The following is a 16186-nucleotide window of genomic DNA, read 5'->3' as shown; positions in this document are numbered from 1 at the left end:
TCAGCCTTGTTGGGGAACCCACTTGGGTTTGCGCTTTTGCATGAACGCGCCGGTGCCTTCCTGGCCTTCGTCGCTGAGCACGGCTTGGGCGAAGAGCTGCGCGGCGTCGTCCACCAGCTGCTCGGGCGGGGTCAGGCGGGCACGTGCCAGCAGGCCCTTGGTGGTGGCAATCGCTTGCGGGCCGCAGGCCAGGATGCTGGCGAGCGTGCGCTGCAGCGCGCCTTCCAGTTCGTCGGCGTTGCTGTGCACCTCATGCACCAGGCGCAGCGTGAGCGCCTCGGCTGCGTTGATCTTGGCGCCGGTCACTGACAGGCGCTTGGCCTCGGCGTAGCCCAGGCGTTCGACCAGAAAGGGGGCGATCTGCGCGGGGATGATGCCCAGCGAGGTCTCGGGCAGGCGGAAGGCCACGGTGTCCAGCGCCAGGCTGACATCGGACACGCAGGCCAGGCCGAAGCCACCGCCCATCACCGTGCCTTCGAGTACCGTGACGATGGGCAGGGGCGAGCGGGCGTAGGCCAGGCACAGGCGACCGAAGGCGGCGTTGGTCTCGGCCACCGGGTTCAGTCCCTCGACGGGATCGGGCGCGGCCTGCATCTGCGCCATCTTCATGCGCGCCTGGGCCATGTCGGAGATGTCACCGCCCGCGCAGAAGTGCCCGCCGCTGCCGCGCACGACCACGGCCCGCACGCTGGCGTCTTGTTCAGCAGTGTTCAGCGCCGACAGCAACTCGCTGACCATGGCCAGCGACATCGCGTTGCGCACCTCGGGGCGCTTGAGCGTGAGGGTGCAGACGCCTTGCGTGGTCTGCGCCAGGATGGTGGTGAAGGTCATCTCAGGGGGCCTCTCAGCGCGCCTTCTTGGGCAGCGTGCCTTCGAACTTGCAGATGATGCCGAGCATGATTTCGTCGGCGCCACCGCCGATCGAGACCAGACGCCCGTCGCGGTAGGCCTGCGAGATCGGGTTGTCGTAGGTGAACCCCATGCCGCCCCAGTACTGCAGGCAGCTGTCGGCCACCTCGCGGATCAGGCGGCCGCACTTGAGCTTGGCCATCGAGGCCAGCTTGGTCACGTCCTTGCCTTGCACGTACTCTTCGACGGCGCGGTAGGTCAGCGAGCGCAGCAGCTCGACCTCGGTGCGCAGCTCGGCCAGGCGGAAGTGGATGACCTGGTTGTTGATCAGGGGCGAGCCGAAGGTGTGGCGTTCCTTGCAGTACTCGATCGTCAGGTCGATGAGCTTGTCCAGCATCTTCAGCGAGTTGGCCGCACCGTACAGGCGCTCTTCCTGGAACTGGATCATCTGCATCATGAAGCCCGCGCCCTCGGTGCCGATCAGGTTGCGGCGTGGCACGCGCACGTTGTCAAAGAAGATCTGCGCCGTGTCCGACGAGTTCATGCCGATCTTCTTGATCTTCTGCGTGGTGATGCCCTTGGCGTCCATCGGCACGATGATCAGCGACTTGTTGCTGTGCACCGGGCCTTCGGAGGTGTTGGCCAGCAGGCAGCACCAGTCGGCTTGCGTGGCGTTGGTGATCCACATCTTGCTGCCGTTGATGACGTAGTCGTCGCCGTCGGTGCGGGCCGTGGTCTTCAGTGCGGCCACGTCGGAGCCGCCACCGGCCTCGCTCACGCCAATGCAGCCCACCATGTCGCCGGCGATGGCGGGGGCCAGGTATTCCTTCTTCAGCTCATCCGAGCCAAAGCGGTGCAGGGCGGGGGTGCACATGTCGGTCTGCACGCCAATGGCCATGGGCACGCCGCCACAGGGGATGGCGCCCAGCTCTTCGGCCACCACCATCGAGTACGAGAAGTCCAGGCCCATGCCGCCGTAGGCGGTGTCGTATTTCACGCCCAGCAGGCCCAGTTGGCCCATCTTCTTGAACACCTCGTGGGCGGGGAAGATCTCGGCGGCTTCCCACTCCTTCACGTAGGGGTTGATCTCTTGTTCGCAGAAGCGCTTGACGGTTTCGCCCAGGGCGCGGTGTTCGGCGGTGAATTGCATGGGGTGTCTCCTCGGATCTCGGTCTGGTGTGTGTGGCGGGATGGCCAGGGAACAAGGAAGGGTGGGCGCTTTAGAAGCGCGCCACGCCAAAGGTGTTGCCACGCAACTGGCGCTGGTCGGCGTCGCGGGCCAGGTCCAGGCACAGCGAGAGCACGCGGCGGGTGTCGCGCGGGTCGATCACGCCGTCGTCCCACAGGCGGGCGGTGCCGAACAGCACGTTGGCTTCGGCGTCCAGGCGCTTCTTGATCTCGGCCGACATGCCTTCGAGCATGGCGTCGTTGACGGGCATGCCGGCACGCTCCATCTTGCCGCGCGTGACGATCTCCATGACCTTGGCCGCTTGCGCGCCGCCCATCACGGCCACGCGGGCAGAGGGCCAAGAGAAGATGAAGCGCGGATCAAAGCCACGGCCGCACATGCCGTAGTTGCCGGCACCGAACGAGCCATTGAGCACGATGGTGAACTTGGGCACCCGCGCATTGGCCACGGCCTGGATCATCTTGGAGCCGTGCTTGATGGCGCCGCCGTGTTCAGCGGCCGAGCCCACCATGTAGCCGGTGGTGTTTTGCAGGAAGACCAGCGGCGTGCCGGATTGGTCGCACAGCTGGATGAACTGCGCCGCCTTGGTCGAGCCCTGCGGCTGGATGGGCCCGTTGTTGCCCAGGATGCCGACCAGGTGCCCGTTGATGCGGGCGTGGCCGCACAGCGTTTCGCTGCCGTAGTTGGCCTTGAATTCCAGGAAGTCGGAGCCGTCGACGATGCGGGCGATGACCTCGCGGGTGTCGAAGGGCTCGCGGTCGTCGGTGGGGATGCAGCCGAGCAGCTCTTGTTCGTCGTACAGCGGGGGGGGCACGGCGGCGGATTCACGCACGGCATCCTCCACCTTGTCCCAGTTCAGCTTGTCCATCAGCTCACGCGTGAGCGCGATGGCGTGGGCGTCGTTGTCGGCCAGGTACTCGCCCAGGCCGGTCACGCTGGCGTGCATCTCGGCGCCGCCCAGGTCTTCGTCGGTCGCGTCTTCGCCGATGGCGGCCTTCACCAGCGGCGGGCCGGCCAGGTAGATGCTGGAGCGCCCCTTGACCAGCACCACGTAGTCCGACAGGCCGGGCAGGTAGGCGCCGCCAGCGGTGGACGAGCCGTGCACCACCGCGATCTGCGGGATGCCCATGGCGCTCAGGCGCGCCTGGTTGGCAAAACTCTTGCCGCCGTCCACGAAGATATCGGCCTGGTACATGAGGTTGGCGCCGCCGGATTCGACCAGGCCGATCAGGGGCAGCTTGTTCTCGCGGGCGATCTCTTGCGCGCGCAGGCCTTTCTTCAGGCCCATGGGCGAGATGGTGCCGCCCTTGAGCGCGGAATCAGACGCGGTGATCAGGCAGCGCTTGCCCGCGACCACGCCAATGCCGATGACGGTGCCGCCACCCAGCACGCTCTTTTTGCCGTCGTCGTCGTGCATGCCCAGGCCAGCGAGCGTGGAGAGCTCCAGGAACGGCGTGCCACGGTCGATCAGGCGGGCCACGCGCTCGCGGGGCAGCAACTGGCCGCGCTGGTCGAATTTGTCGCGTTTGGAGGCCGAGCCCTCGCGCACCAGGGCCTCAAGGGCGCGCACCTCGTTCAACCGCTCCTGCATGCGGGCGGCGTTGGCGCGAAAGGCGTCGGATTGCGGGTGGAGTTGCGTGCGCAGGGCGGGCATGGGCTGTGGCATCCTTGTTCGTGCTGGTGCACCGTCTTCGCACTGTAGCGCTTGCTTGACGTTAACGTCAACTGATTGCGTCTAGGGTGAACCACCAATGTCGCACGTCATTCGTCGGCCATAATTCAACGCTGAGTCAACCAAGGGGGTTGCACGTCCAGGGAGTGACACGGTGGTTCGCCAGGTGAAGGTCAAAACAAAAGCGGTTCAGTCCGCCGACGTGTCGGCGGGGGCGGGTGACCATGCCGGTGTGGCCGCCGCGATGGTTTGGCCCATTGAAGATGCCCACGAGACCGATGCCTTGATGGGCATTGCAGAAGTGTGCGATCGCTATCAGGTGTCTCCGCGCGCATTGCGCTTCTACGAAACCAAGGGCTTGCTGGCGCCCCGGCGCATCAATGGCACCCGGGTGTACAGCCGCGACGACCGGGCCCGTCTGTACCGCATTCTGCGGGCCAAGTCGCTGGGCATGCCCCTGGCCGAGATCAAGCATTACCTGGACATGTACGGCCGGCACGGCGAAGGACGCATCCAGCAGCTGGCGTTCGTGGTGTCCAAAACGGACGAGGCCATCGCCGACCTGGAAGCCAAACGCGCCCAGATCGACGCCACCCTGGCCGAGTTGCGGGCCATCAATGAGCACAGCCGTGCGGTGTTGGCCAGCAAGCAGGGCAAGGACAAGTGATCGCTCAGGGGTCAGCGCACGCCGATGAAGCGCTTCCAGCGCTGCTCGTTGCGGTGTTTGCTGTCGTACAGCGCCTGGTGGGCACGTTGGATCATCTGCTGCGACGACAGCACCCGGTCGTCGTAGGCTGACACGCCGATCGAGGCGCCCACGCCCACCTCGTCGCCCGTCTCCAGCCGGATGGGCACGCTGACCGCGCGCCGCACGCGCTGGCACAGCAGTTCGGCCGCGTCCGGACCACCGTGGCGCATCACGATGCCGAACTCGTCGCCATCGAAGCGGGCCAGGGCGTCGCCAGCGCGCACCTGCTGACCCAGGCGCCGCCCCACCTCGCGCAACACCGCCTCACCCGCCAGGTGGCCAAAGCCATCATGGATCTCCTTGTAGCCATCCAGGTCGATCAGCACGATGCTGAAGGCCTCGCCGGTGCGCATGGCGTGGGCGAGTTCGCCCTCCAGGGCCATGGTGAACAGGGTGCGATTGCCCAAGCCCGTCAGGGGGTCGGTCAGGGCCAGCTCATCGATGATGCGGGCGCGCTGGCGGTTGCCCAGACAGGCGCTGGCCAGGGTGGCCAGGTCCTGCAGGGTTTGCGCCCAGTGGTCGGGCAGCGGGTGGGGATGGTCGTTCATGGCCGACAGGCAGCCCAGCACCAGGCCACGCTCGTCCATGATGGGCACGGCCGCGTGCACCGGCCAGCCTCTCTGGGTCTCTGGCGATTGGGTGGCACTGGCCTGGGCCACCACCGCCTCACCCACCGAGCCGGCCCGGGGCCACGCCTCGGGCACCGCGCCCACCCTGGTCAGCGGGCGCACCTGTTGATCGTTCACCAGGCACAGGGCGGCCATGGGGGTGTGCAGAGCCTGGGCCGTGGCGCGAGTCAGTGCATGCAACTCGGGCCAGGCCTCGGGGGCCATGGCCAGCAATTGCTGCACGGCCTGCAGCCGAACCTGCTCGTGGTCGTCGTCGATGAAAGGGGAGGCGCTCATGTCGTCTGGTGAAAACTGCAAGGGTCAGCGTGGTGATGTGTCGAGGCGTTCGTGATGAACGCCTCACCTGTGCTGTTTATCGGCAGTTGGTGAGGGTTTCCGAAGCCGGGATTGACCCGCTCCCGCATCTGCAGGGGACCTTCGGGATTGCGAGGGGGGCGCGCTGCGCTCACGCTGCCACCATGGAGGTGCCAATTCCGGCGTTGTTCACCAAAGGAGTTTCATCATGAACGTGTCGCAATGGACCCAAACCGAAGACCTGTTTGACGTGTGCCCCCATGCCGGTGGCTGGTGCCGCATGATGGGCTGGCAGCAAGGCATGGACGAAGCCGCAGAAGCCACCTGCTTTGTGGACGGCGTGATCTGAGAGGTTGTTCGGGTGGCATCAGGTGACGGGCGTGTCGCAAGACATCGCGCGCCACAGGATGTCGAACAGCTCGTCGAACTGCTCGACCAGCGATCGTTTCTCTCGGCGCACGATGTGCATCAGGGTGACCCGACCCACGATGCCCATGAACACGTCCAGCAGCACTTTGCTGGACACGCGCCGGTTGAGAACCCCACGGGCCTGACCATCCTGAAAGACGCCCAGGAAGGCGTTGATCAGCTCCGGGCTCTCGTAGATGCGGATGTTGCGGTGCCTGGACACCGGCACGGCCGTGAACAGCAGCAGCATGACCGCCGGGTGGCGGTCCATGTAGTCCAGCGTCACCCAGAAGGTCTTGCGCAGGCGTTCGCGGGCATCGTCGATGCCTTGAAGGTGGTCCAGCATGCGTTCGGCCAGGCGGCCCAGCATCACGTCCAGCATGGCGTAGACCAGCACCTCCTTGCTGCCAAAGTACTTGTAGATGGTCTGCAGCGACACGTTGGCCGCCTTGGCCACCTCGGCCAGACTCACTTCGTGAAAATCCCGTTCGGAAAACAAGAGCAGCACCGCCTTTTCGATGCGCTGCAGCGTGTCGGCGCGCATGGTGCTCAGCGCGGCACGGCGCTCGTCGGGGGTTTCGGGCAGGTTGGGGCGGGGCTCACTGGCTTGCATGGGAACGGCGTCGATCCGAATGGGTAAGCATTATTACCAAATGATCATATCTTGGTGAAAGTGCGGCACTTTCACTTGCTCTTCATTGACGTTAACGTCAATATCGTGGCCTGAGGCACGACCCATGACCACGGGATCAGGGCACGACACGCGGGTGTCGCACCGGATTGCTGCGGGTTAACCATGAGACTGCGTGAAGGTAATTCAAATTACCGGCGGTGACATGAGGGCGTGTTCAACCCTTCACCGACCCGAGGAGACTTCATGGCCATCGCCTGCTTCACCCCCACCTGGATGACCGAAGAACACCAGATGGTGTTCGACTCTGCCAAGCGCTTCATGATCGAGCAGTGGGCACCCAAAGACGAAGGCTGGCGCGCCCAGGGCATGATGGACCGCCAGGCCTGGGAAGACGCGGGCGCCAACGGCTTCCTGTGCGCCTCGATGCCTGAAGAGTACGGCGGTGGCGGCGGCGATTTTGGTCATGAAGCAGCCCTGGTGCTGGCCCAGGGCGAAGCCGGCATCGGCGGCTTTGGTGGCTCGCTCCACTCGGGCATCGTCGCCCCGTACATCCTGCATTACGGTACCGAAGAGCAGAAAAAGCGCTGGCTGCCCAAGCTGGCCACCGGCGAGTTCATCAGCGCCATCGCGATGACCGAGCCCGGCACGGGCAGTGACCTGCAAGGCGTGCGCACGCTGGCCCAGAAGTCGGCCGATGGTGAAACCTACACCATCAACGGCAGCAAGACCTTCATCACCAATGGCCAGCTGGCCAACCTGATCATCGTGGTCTGCAAGACCGACAAGGACCAGGGCGCCCAGGGCATCTCGCTGTTCGTGGTCGAGACCGACGAGGCCCCCGGCTTCCGCCGCGGCCGCAACCTCGACAAGATCGGCATGGAGGCGCAAGACACCTCCGAGCTGTTCTTCGACGACGTGGTGGTGAGCAAGCACAACCTGATCGGCGAACAAGAAGGCATGGGCTTCTTCCAACTGATGCAGGAGCTGCCCCAAGAGCGCCTGCTCGTGGCCCTGGCTGGCATCGCCGCCATGGAATACGCCATGAAGGTGACGCTGGAGTACACGAAGGAGCGCAAGGCCTTCGGCAAGCCCATCTTCAGCTTCCAGAACACGCGCTTCAAGCTGGCCGAGTGCCAGGCCCTGCTGCTGGCCTCGCGCGCCCTGGTCGATGCCGCCATGGTCTCGCACCTCAAGGGCGAGCTGGGCGTGGACCGCGCTGCGCTGATCAAGTACTGGATCACCGACAACCAGTGCAAGCTGATCGACGAATGCCTGCAGCTCTTCGGTGGCTACGGCTACATGAAGGAGTACCCGATCGCCCGCCTGTGGGCCGACTCGCGCGTGCAGCGCATCTACGGCGGCACCAACGAGATCATGAAGGAACTGGCCTCGCGCTTCCTGTGATGCGCTGACGCCCCCTTCACACCAACACCCCTCACACACAAGGAGCTTCACATGATCGAAGCCTACATTTTCGACGCTGTGCGCACCCCGCGCGGCAAGGGCAAGAAAGACGGCAGCCTGCACCAGGCCACACCCGTGTGGCTGCTGCGCACCCTGCTGCAGGGCCTGCAACAGCGCCACAACCTCGACACCTCGCTGGTCGACGACGTCATCCTGGGCTGCGTGACCCCGGTGGGCGAGCAGGGCGCCGACATCGCCCGCACCGCCGTGCTCGATTCGGGTTGGGCCGAGTCGGTGGCGGGCGTGACGCTGTCGCGCTTCTGCGCCTCGGGCCTGGAAGCCATCAACATGGCGGCCGCCAAGATCCGCGCCGGCCTGGGCGACATGGTCGTGGCCGGTGGTGTCGAGAGCATGAGCCGCTGGCCCATGGGCAGCGACGGTGGCGCCTGGGTGATGGATCCGCGCATCAACAGCGGCACCGCCTTCGTGCCCCAGGGCATCAGCGCCGACCTGATCGCCACGCTGGAAGGCTTCTCGCGCGCCGACCTTGACGCTTATGCCGCCGAGTCGCACCGCCGCGCCGCCGCCGCGCAGGCCGAAGGCCGCTTCGACCAATCGGTCATCCCCGTCAAGGACATCAACGGCATGCTGATGCTGGCCAAGGACGAGACCATCCGCCCTGGCACCTCGGTCGAGTCGCTGTCCAAGCTGATGCCCTCGTTCGAGATGATGGGCACCATGGGCTTTGACGCCACCGCGCTGGACAAGTACACGACCATCGAGAAGGTCATCCACGCCCACCACGCCGGCAACTCCTCGGGTATCGTCGACGGCGCCGCCCTGGTGCTGCTGGGCAGCAAGGAAGCCGGCCAGAAGGCTGGCCTCAAGCCCCGCGCCCGCGTGCTGATGACGGCCGAGTGCGGCTCTGAGCCCACCATCATGCTGACTGGCCCCACCCCGGCCTGCAAGAAGGCGCTGAGCAAGCTGGGCATGACCCCGGGCGACATCGACCTGTGGGAAATCAACGAGGCGTTTGCCACCGTGCCGATGAAGACCGCCCGAGACCTGGGCGTGTCGATGGACCGCGTCAACGTCAACGGCGGCTCCATCGCCATGGGCCACCCGCTGGGTGCCACCGGCGCCATCATCCTGGGCACCGCCCTCGATGAGCTCGAGCGTTCGGGCAAGTCCACGGCGCTCGCCACCCTGTGCATCGGTGCCGGCATGGGCATCGCCACCATCATCGAACGCGTCTGATCCGGGAGGCACAGTCATGACTCAATCTCAAGCCAGAAACGAAGCCTTTGGATTTGACATCGATGCCGACGGCATCGGCCTGGTCACCATCGACATGCCGGGCCGCGCGATGAACGTGCTCAACCCAACCCTGGTCGAGCCGTTCGCCGCGCTGGTCAACCAGCTGGAAACCGATGCCAACCTCAAGGGTCTGGTCATCACCTCGGCCAAGTCGACCTTCATCGTCGGCGCCGACATCGACCAGCTCACGCAGATCACCTCGGCCGAAGAGGCCTACAAGCTGTGTGAAGACTTGAAGGGCATGCTGCGCCGCATGGAAAAGTGCGGCAAGCCCGTGGTGGCCGCGCTCAACGGCACGGCGCTGGGCGGCGGTCTGGAGCTGGCCCTGGCCTGCCACGCCCGCATCGCCATCGACGACCCCAAGGCCAAGTTCGGCCTGCCCGAGGTCAAGCTGGGCCTGCTGCCCGGCGGCGGCGGCACCCAACGTGTGCCGCGCATGATCGGCATCCAGAAGAGCTTCGAGCTCATCACCCAAGGCAAGGAACTGACCGCAGCCAAGGCCAAGGACATGGGCCTGGTGACCGAGCTGGCCACCAGCCGCGAAGACATGCTGGCCAAGGCCAAGGCCTGGTGCAAGGCCAACCCCAAGGCCTCGCAGCCCTGGGACAACAAGGGCTTCCGCATCCCCGGTGGCGACAGCAAGAGCCCGGCCGTGGTGCAGGTGCTCGCCATTGCCCCGTCCATGGCGAATGCCAAGGCGCACGGCAACTACCCCGCGCTGACCCACATCATGAGCTGCCTGTTCGAGGGCTGCCTGCTGGACTTCGACGCCGGCTCGCAGGTCGAGTCGCGCTACTTCGCCGCGTGCGTGGTCTCGCAGACCAGCAAGAACATGATCGGCACGCTGTGGCACCAGCTCAACGCCATCAAGAAGGGCCAGTCGCGTCCCAAGGGCTTCGCTGAATCGAAGGTCAAGAAGGTCGGCATCCTGGGCGCCGGCATGATGGGCGCGGGCATCGCCTACGTGTCGGCCAAGGTCGGCATCGACGTGGTGCTGCTCGACACCACGATCGAGAACGCCGAGAAGGGCAAGGCCTACTCGCAAGGCCTGCTGGACAAGGCCATCTCGCGCGGTCGCAGCACCGCCGAGAAGCGCGACGCGCTGCTGGCCCGCATCCAGCCCACCACCTCGTATGAAGACCTGCAAGGCTGCGACCTGGTGATCGAAGCGGTGTTCGAAGACCGCGACATCAAGGCCGTGTGCACGAAGAAGTCGGAAGCCGTCATCGCGTTGGATGCCGTGTACGCCTCGAACACCTCGACGCTGCCCATCACCGGCCTGGCCACGGCGTCGAGCCGCCCGGCCAACTTCATCGGCCTGCACTTCTTCTCGCCGGTGGACAAGATGCCGCTGGTCGAGATCATCGTGGGCGAGAAGACGTCGGACGAGACGCTGGCGCGCGGCTTCGACTACGTGCTGCAGATCGGCAAGACACCGATCGTGGTCAACGACGCCCGGGGCTTCTACACCTCGCGCGTGTTCGGCACCTACGTGATGGAAGGCCTGGCCATGCTGGGCGAAGGCGTGCACCCGCGTTCTGTCGAGGTGGCGGGCCTGAAGGCCGGCATGCCCATGCCGCCGCTGGCCCTGCAAGACGAGGTCTCGCTGAGCCTGGCCCTGCACATCGCCGAGCAGACCAAGAAGGACTTGCTGGCCGAAGGCAAGGACCTGCCCCACCACCCCGGCCAGGCCGTGTTGCAGAACATCGGGGCCACGCAAGGCCGCATCGGCAAGAAGGCCGGCAAGGGCTTCTACGACTACAACGGCAAAGAGAAGTCGCTGTGGCCTGAGCTGACCAAGCTGTACCCGCCGGTGGCCCAGCAGCCCTCGCAGCAAGAGCTGGTCGACCGCCTGCTGTACGTGCAGGCCAACGAAGCCGCCCGCTGCTATGAAGAGGGTGTGGTGCGCTCGGTGGCCGACACCAACATCGGCTCGATCTTCGGCTGGGGCTTCGCACCCAACCAGGGCGGCGCGCTGCAGTTCATCAACGCCGTCGGTGCCAAGAAGTTCGTCGAGCGCGCGCGTGAGCTGGCCAAGGCCTATGGCCCGCGCTTCGAGCCCGCAGCCGTCATCGTGAAGATGGCGCAAGAAGGCGGTCGGTTCGAGGACGTGGTGTGAGCGTGAGCGCTGCCCACGCCACCACGGCCGGCCCGCTGAGCGGCCTGCTCGATGGCCTGCGGGTCATCGACCTGTCGCGCAACCTGCCGGGGCCGTTCAGCACGCGCATGCTGGCCGACCTGGGCGCCGAGGTGATCAAGGTCGAGCCGCCCGAGGGCGACCCGGCGCGGCCCCTGACGGCCTTGTTCGAGGCGCTCAACCATGGCAAGCCCTGCCGCACGGTCGACTTCCGCAGCCAGGCCGATCTGGCACAGCTGCGCGACTGGCTGGCGGCGGCCGATGTGATGGTCGACAGCTTCCGCCCTGGGGTGCTGCAAGGCATGGGGCTGGATGCCGAGCGCCTGCATACGCTGAACCCGAAACTGGTGATGGTCTCCATCACCGGCTTCGGTCAGACGGGGCCCTGGGCCGGCAAGGCCGGACATGACCTGAACTTCCTGGCCATGTCGGGCGTGCTGGACCAGATGCGTGCGCCCACGGGCGAGCTGGCCTTGTCCAACGTGCAGTGGGGTGACCTGGCCGCAGGCAGCGCCATGGCCACCATCGCCGTGCTGGCCGCCGTCATCGAGGCGCGTCGCACCGGGCGGGGGCGTCATGTGGACGTGAGCATGACCCATGGCCTGCATGCCCACCTGGTGATGCCCAAGGCCACGGCGGCGCTGCTGGCGCCCATCCTGGGGCGGCGTCCGCAGGCAGGCGAAGACCTGCTCAACGGCGGCCTGCCTTGCTACAACCTGTACGCCACGGCCGATGGCCGCCACCTGGCCGTGGGGGCGCTGGAGCACAAGTTCTGGAAGGTGGCCTGCGAGGTGTTCGAGCGGCCGGATTGGGTGAACCGCCACTGGCAGCGCGGCGCCTTCCCGGGCTCGCCGGATGCGGCGGCGCTCAAGGCCGAGGTGGCTGCCCTGGTGGCCAGCCAGCCCCTGGCCTATTGGGCGCACAAGTTCGACGCGGCCGATGCCTGCGTGACGCCGGTGCTGACGCTGGACGAGGCCCAGGCCCACCCGCTGTTTGCGGGCGGCCAGGCGGTTCAGCCCTGGACGCCCGTCTGACGGCGCACTGCCGAATGGTTTTGTCTGATCGGGGGGTCAGACGGATGCAGGCTTGGTCCTTTCGGGGGCCAATGCCTGCATTTTTTCTTCCACCCGCTGCTCCATCGCGCGGGTCATCTCTTTGCGAAAGCGATTGAGCTCTTGCACCGAGCCGAAACTGCGCTCCATCAGCGAGCTCATGTTGGCCAGGATGCGCTCAACCACCTTGTTTTCCCACACGGTGTCGAACTGGATCTGCTTGTCCAGCCAATGCTCCAGCCATTCCGGGTTGGGCAGGCGCGACTGGATGGTGTCGCGCGGAAAGAGCTTTTCGTTCACATGCAGGTTGGTGGGGTGCAGGGCCTGGGCCGTGCGCCGCGCGCTGGCCATCAGCACGCCCACCTTGGCAAAGGCGGCGCGGGCCTCATCGCCGAACTGGTTCAGGGCCCGCTTCATGTAGCGCAGGTAAGCGCCGCCGTGGCGGGCTTCGTCGCGGGCCAGGGTGTCGTAGATGGCCTTGATGACGGGCTCGGTGTGCCAGTCGGCGGCACGGCGGTACCAGTGGTGCAGCCGGATCTCGCCGCAAAAATGCAGCATCAGGGTTTCCAGTGGTGGTGCGGGATCGAACTCAAACCGCACCTCATGGAGCTCGGCCTCGGTGGGCACGAGGTCGGGGCGGAAGCGGCGCAGGTACTCCATCATCACCAGCGAGTGCTTCTGTTCTTCAAAGAACCACACGCTCATGAAGGCGCAGAAGTCGCTGTCACCCCGGTTGTCACGCAGGAACATTTCGGTGGCCGGCAAGGCGGCCCACTCGGTGATGGCGTTCATCTTGATGGTTTGTGCCTGCTCTTCAGACAGCTGGCTGGCATCGAACCGGTCCCAGGGGATGTCGGTTTCCATGTTCCAGCGCACGGACTCGAGTTGTTTGAACAGTTCGGGATAGAGCATGCAAGACTCCGTCAAGGACGTTGGTTGCCCACGGGCGCTTGAGGTGCCCATGAGCCGATGGGATCATGATATCGACCCAGGCCAGCGATGCCAGCCAGGGACAAACATCCCCCTGGTACGTCAGGTTATCGGGTCTGGATGACAAGGGCGTGGCAGTGACCCTTGAGTAACTTGGGTGGCGTGGGCCTGGATGGCCTGCCGCTCGTCGGCGCTCAGCCGTTGCAGGTTCTTGACCATCAGGGCCGTGCGCGGACTGGCGGCCAGCTCGGCTTCGTGGCGGTCCAGAAACGCCCAGTACAGGGTGGTGTAAGGGCAGGCGTTGTCGCCCGTGCGCTGCTTGGGGTCGTAGCGGCAGCCTTTGCAGTGGTTGCTCATGCGCTGGATGTAGGCGCCCGAGGCCGCGTAGGGCTTGCTGGTGAAGCGACCGCCGTTGGCGTACAGGGCCATGCCGGCCACGTTGGGCAGCTCCACCCATTCCACGGCGTCCACGTAGATGGCCAGAAACCAGTCGGCCATGGCCTGGGGCTTCACCCCCGCCAGCAGTCCGTACAGGCCCAGCACCATCAGGCGCTGGATGTGGTGGGCGTAGCCATGGCGCAGGGTTTGCTGCAGCACGTCGCGCAGGCAGGCCATGTCGGTGTCGCCCGTCCAGAAAAACTCGGGCAGGGGCTGTGTGGCCTGCAGGTGGTTGGCGTCGGCCAGGTCGGGCATGTCCAGCCAGTACACCCCGCGGATGAACTCTCGCCAGCCCAGCACCTGGCGGATGAAGCCTTCCACGCTGGCCAGGGGCGCGCGCCCCTCACGCCAGGCCGCTTCGGCCGCCTCGATGACTTCGCGCGGGTGCAGCAGGTGCAGGTTCAGTGCCACCGACAACAGCGAATGCCAGCCGAAGGGTGTGTCGTCCCACATGGCGTCCTGGTGCGGGCCGAACCCGGCCAGGCGGGTGCGGATGAATGTGTCCAGCGCCACCAGGGCCTGGCTGCGCGTGACAGGCCAGATGAACCCGTCGAGCTGGCCGGGATGCCCGGCAAACCGATGGCGCACCAGGTTCAGCACCTCCTGGGTGAGTGCGTCGGGTTCGAAGCGGGCCGGGGCGGGAATCGGGCCTGGTCCGGTCTTGGGGTAGGGCTGGCGGTTGTCCTCGTCGTAGTTCCATTGCCCGCCCACGGGCTGGCCTTCGGGGTCCATCAGCACCCGGTGTTCTTGCCGCATCCAGCGGTAGAACCACTCCATGCGCAGTTCCTTCTTGCGCGCAGCCCATTGGGCAAACCCCCGCCGGCTGCACAGGAAGTGCGTGTCCTCCATCCAGCTCAAGGGTGTGCCCCGGCGCACGGCGGTGTCTTCAATGGCGCGCAGCAGGCGCCACTCGCCGGGCTCGACCACGCGCAAGCGGCCCGGGCGCAGGGTGTCCAGGGCGTGTGCCAGCCGCTCGGGCAGGGTGGGCAGGTGCGCCAGGGTGTCGTCGTCCAGCCGCAGGTGCTGCACGGTCCAGCCCTCGGCGCGCAGTTCGGCCACGCGGTGCCGCATGGCCGCAATGAACACGGCGATGCGGGCCTGGTGGCTCCACACGTGGGTGGCCTCGCCAGGCGCCTCGATGAACAGCAGTGCGTCTTGTGCCGGGTCGGCTTCGGCCAGGGCTGGGTGATCAGGGCCGAGTTGGTCGCCCAGGATCAGGATGAGTTCACGCGGGCGCACGACGGGCCTCCTGGCGACAGCGGTCCGAGCAATAACGCACCTCATCCCAGGTGCGCGCCCATTTTTTACGCCAGCTCATCAGTCGCTGGCAGTGGGCGCAGGGCTTGGTGGGCAGGTGGGCTTTGAAGCCTTTGGGCTTCGGCGTGGCGCTGGAAGAGGGCATGGCGGCAGCGCCTCAAGCGGCAGACGGCACGCGGCGCGGGTGGGCCTGTCGCCAGGATTGCACGGTGGTGCTGAGGTCGCTGATCTGTCCCAGCACGGTGATGTCGGCCGGCGGGCGGCGGTGCAGCAGCGGGTGCTGGCCACCCGCCCACAGGGCCACATGGCGGGGCAGTTTGGACCGCAATTCGGTCAGGGTGTCTTGCACCAGGGGTGCCGGCGCGGCGGCGGTGAAACTGACGGCCAGCACGTCGGCCTGGAGCGCTTCGGCGCTTTGCACCAGATCCCACAAGGGGGTCTGCGGCCCGAGGTTGATGGGGTGGGCGCCCAACAGGGTCAGCCAGGCTTCGGCCGCCAGCAGGCCCAGGCCATGGGCCTCTCCGGGCAGGGTGCTGAGCACCACGCGCGGCGCATCGTCGGCCTGGGGCAGCGGCAGTTGATGCAGGGCGGCGCACAGCGCCTGCTGCACCGCCTGGCTGACGGCGTGTTCTTGCTGCACCTGAAAGCGGCCACGCAACCAGCCATCGCCCATGGCCACCATCAGCGGGTTGACCACGCTGGTGATGAAGCGTGCGATGCCTTCCTGCGCCAGGGCGCGTCGCAGGGCCCGCCGCACGGCGATCAGGTCGTGCTGGTCCACCGCCAGCAGGCAGGTGTGCACCCAGTCGATGTGGGGGCCGGGTGGCAGGGTGGGGTGTCCGGCGGGCGACCCCGTCCAACGGGCCAGCACACCGTCGCCGTCGTTGGCCTCGGGGGCGGCGGTTTGACCACGACGGCGCACCTGGCCGGGCAGCAGGCCTTGGGCGTCCGCGCTGCGCTCGGCCAGGGCCAGGAGGTCTTGTGCGGGCAGCGACACGACCCGCCCGGGGCGATGCCCCACGTCCAGCAGGCGCTTGATCAGCCTCAGGCGCTCCACCTGATCCACCGGGTAGGTGCGCTCGCCTTGACCGTCACGCTGGGGCGTCGGGAAGCCGTAACGCTTCTCCCAGATGCGCAGGGTGTCCTTGCTCAGCCCGGTGTCTCGCTCGACGGCCGCGATTGACAACTGCAGTGCATTGTTCATGGTGACGCTGATTTGACGTGGACA

15 protein-coding genes are annotated in these 16186 nt (G+C 66.4%); 6 read left to right on the top strand and 9 right to left on the bottom strand.

Annotation, left to right across the window (positions count from 1 at the left end; genetic code table 11):
- The 3 genes from WNB94_RS08055 to WNB94_RS08045 all read right to left on the bottom strand — a co-directional run bounded on the left by WNB94_RS08055 (nucleotide 1) and on the right by WNB94_RS08045 (nucleotide 3692).
- The gene (locus WNB94_RS08055; RefSeq protein WP_341389558.1) at nucleotides 1-831 is read right to left on the bottom strand and encodes an enoyl-CoA hydratase/isomerase family protein; all 831 of its coding nucleotides are present in this window, start codon (nucleotides 829-831) and stop codon (nucleotides 1-3) included.
- Nucleotides 832-844: 13 nt separating this feature from the next.
- Nucleotides 845-1999, bottom strand: coding sequence for an acyl-CoA dehydrogenase family protein (locus tag WNB94_RS08050; protein ID WP_341389557.1), 1155 nt, complete (start codon nucleotides 1997-1999; stop codon nucleotides 845-847).
- Between the two features lie 70 nt (nucleotides 2000-2069).
- On the bottom strand, nucleotides 2070-3692 hold the full coding sequence (locus tag WNB94_RS08045) for an acyl-CoA carboxylase subunit beta (RefSeq protein ID WP_341389556.1): 1623 nt from the start codon (nucleotides 3690-3692) through the stop codon (nucleotides 2070-2072).
- Nucleotides 3693-3876: 184 nt separating this feature from the next.
- Here WNB94_RS08045 and WNB94_RS08040 point away from each other — a divergent pair, with 184 nt between their 5' ends.
- Nucleotides 3877-4377: a MerR family transcriptional regulator gene (locus WNB94_RS08040; RefSeq protein ID WP_341389555.1), complete on the top strand. Its 501-nt coding sequence runs from the start codon at nucleotides 3877-3879 to the stop codon at nucleotides 4375-4377.
- A gap of 11 nt (nucleotides 4378-4388) precedes the next feature.
- On the opposite strand, the gene WNB94_RS08035 is transcribed toward WNB94_RS08040, so the two are convergent.
- Entirely contained in the window at nucleotides 4389-5363 is a 975-nt protein-coding gene (locus WNB94_RS08035) for a GGDEF domain-containing protein (protein ID WP_341389554.1), read from the bottom strand.
- A 226-nt stretch (nucleotides 5364-5589) separates the two neighbouring features.
- On the opposite strand from WNB94_RS08035, the gene WNB94_RS08030 reads away from it, so the two are divergent.
- Nucleotides 5590-5730, top strand: coding sequence for a hypothetical protein (locus WNB94_RS08030; RefSeq protein ID WP_341389552.1), 141 nt, complete (start codon nucleotides 5590-5592; stop codon nucleotides 5728-5730).
- 18 nt (nucleotides 5731-5748) lie between these two features.
- On the opposite strand, the gene WNB94_RS08025 is transcribed toward WNB94_RS08030, so the two are convergent.
- Nucleotides 5749-6402 (bottom strand): TetR/AcrR family transcriptional regulator, encoded by a 654-nt coding sequence (locus tag WNB94_RS08025; RefSeq protein ID WP_341389551.1) that lies wholly within the window; start codon nucleotides 6400-6402, stop codon nucleotides 5749-5751.
- Nucleotides 6403-6666: 264 nt separating this feature from the next.
- Here WNB94_RS08025 and WNB94_RS08020 point away from each other — a divergent pair, with 264 nt between their 5' ends.
- The 4 genes from WNB94_RS08020 to WNB94_RS08005 are packed head-to-tail and all read left to right on the top strand — an operon-like array spanning nucleotide 6667 to nucleotide 12315.
- Nucleotides 6667-7827 (top strand): acyl-CoA dehydrogenase family protein, encoded by a 1161-nt coding sequence (locus WNB94_RS08020; protein ID WP_341389549.1) that lies wholly within the window; start codon nucleotides 6667-6669, stop codon nucleotides 7825-7827.
- 51 nt (nucleotides 7828-7878) lie between these two features.
- On the top strand, nucleotides 7879-9084 hold the full coding sequence (locus tag WNB94_RS08015) for an acetyl-CoA C-acetyltransferase (RefSeq protein ID WP_341389548.1): 1206 nt from the start codon (nucleotides 7879-7881) through the stop codon (nucleotides 9082-9084).
- 16 nt (nucleotides 9085-9100) lie between these two features.
- Nucleotides 9101-11263, top strand: a complete 2163-nt coding sequence (locus WNB94_RS08010) for a 3-hydroxyacyl-CoA dehydrogenase NAD-binding domain-containing protein (protein WP_341389547.1) — start codon at nucleotides 9101-9103, stop codon at nucleotides 11261-11263.
- 2 nt (nucleotides 11264-11265) lie between these two features.
- Nucleotides 11266-12315 (top strand): CaiB/BaiF CoA transferase family protein, encoded by a 1050-nt coding sequence (locus WNB94_RS08005; RefSeq protein WP_341389545.1) that lies wholly within the window; start codon nucleotides 11266-11268, stop codon nucleotides 12313-12315.
- A 36-nt stretch (nucleotides 12316-12351) separates the two neighbouring features.
- Here WNB94_RS08005 and WNB94_RS08000 read toward each other — a convergent pair whose 3' ends face one another.
- The 4 genes from WNB94_RS08000 to WNB94_RS07985 all read right to left on the bottom strand — a co-directional run bounded on the left by WNB94_RS08000 (nucleotide 12352) and on the right by WNB94_RS07985 (nucleotide 16162).
- Nucleotides 12352-13245 (bottom strand): ferritin family protein, encoded by an 894-nt coding sequence (locus WNB94_RS08000; RefSeq protein ID WP_341389544.1) that lies wholly within the window; start codon nucleotides 13243-13245, stop codon nucleotides 12352-12354.
- Nucleotides 13246-13365: 120 nt separating this feature from the next.
- Nucleotides 13366-14940, bottom strand: a complete 1575-nt coding sequence (locus WNB94_RS07995) for a cryptochrome/photolyase family protein (protein WP_445819032.1) — start codon at nucleotides 14938-14940, stop codon at nucleotides 13366-13368.
- Nucleotides 14927-15103 carry a DUF2256 domain-containing protein gene (locus tag WNB94_RS07990; RefSeq protein ID WP_341389541.1) on the bottom strand — a complete coding sequence of 59 codons (177 nt, stop codon included), beginning with the start codon at nucleotides 15101-15103 and terminating at the stop codon, nucleotides 14927-14929. The genes WNB94_RS07995 and WNB94_RS07990 overlap by 14 nt, the downstream gene beginning before the upstream one ends.
- 12 nt (nucleotides 15104-15115) lie before the next feature.
- Nucleotides 15116-16162, bottom strand: a complete 1047-nt coding sequence (locus WNB94_RS07985; protein WP_341389539.1) for a MerR family transcriptional regulator — start codon at nucleotides 16160-16162, stop codon at nucleotides 15116-15118.
- Between the last annotated feature and the right edge of the window lie 24 nt (nucleotides 16163-16186).

Origin of the sequence: Aquabacterium sp. A3 (assembly GCF_038069945.1) — a bacterium.
GTDB lineage: Bacteria > Pseudomonadota > Gammaproteobacteria > Burkholderiales > Burkholderiaceae_C > Aquabacterium.
The sequence above is the reverse complement of the archived record's forward strand: the minus strand, read 5'-3'. Positions and strand labels throughout refer to the sequence as shown.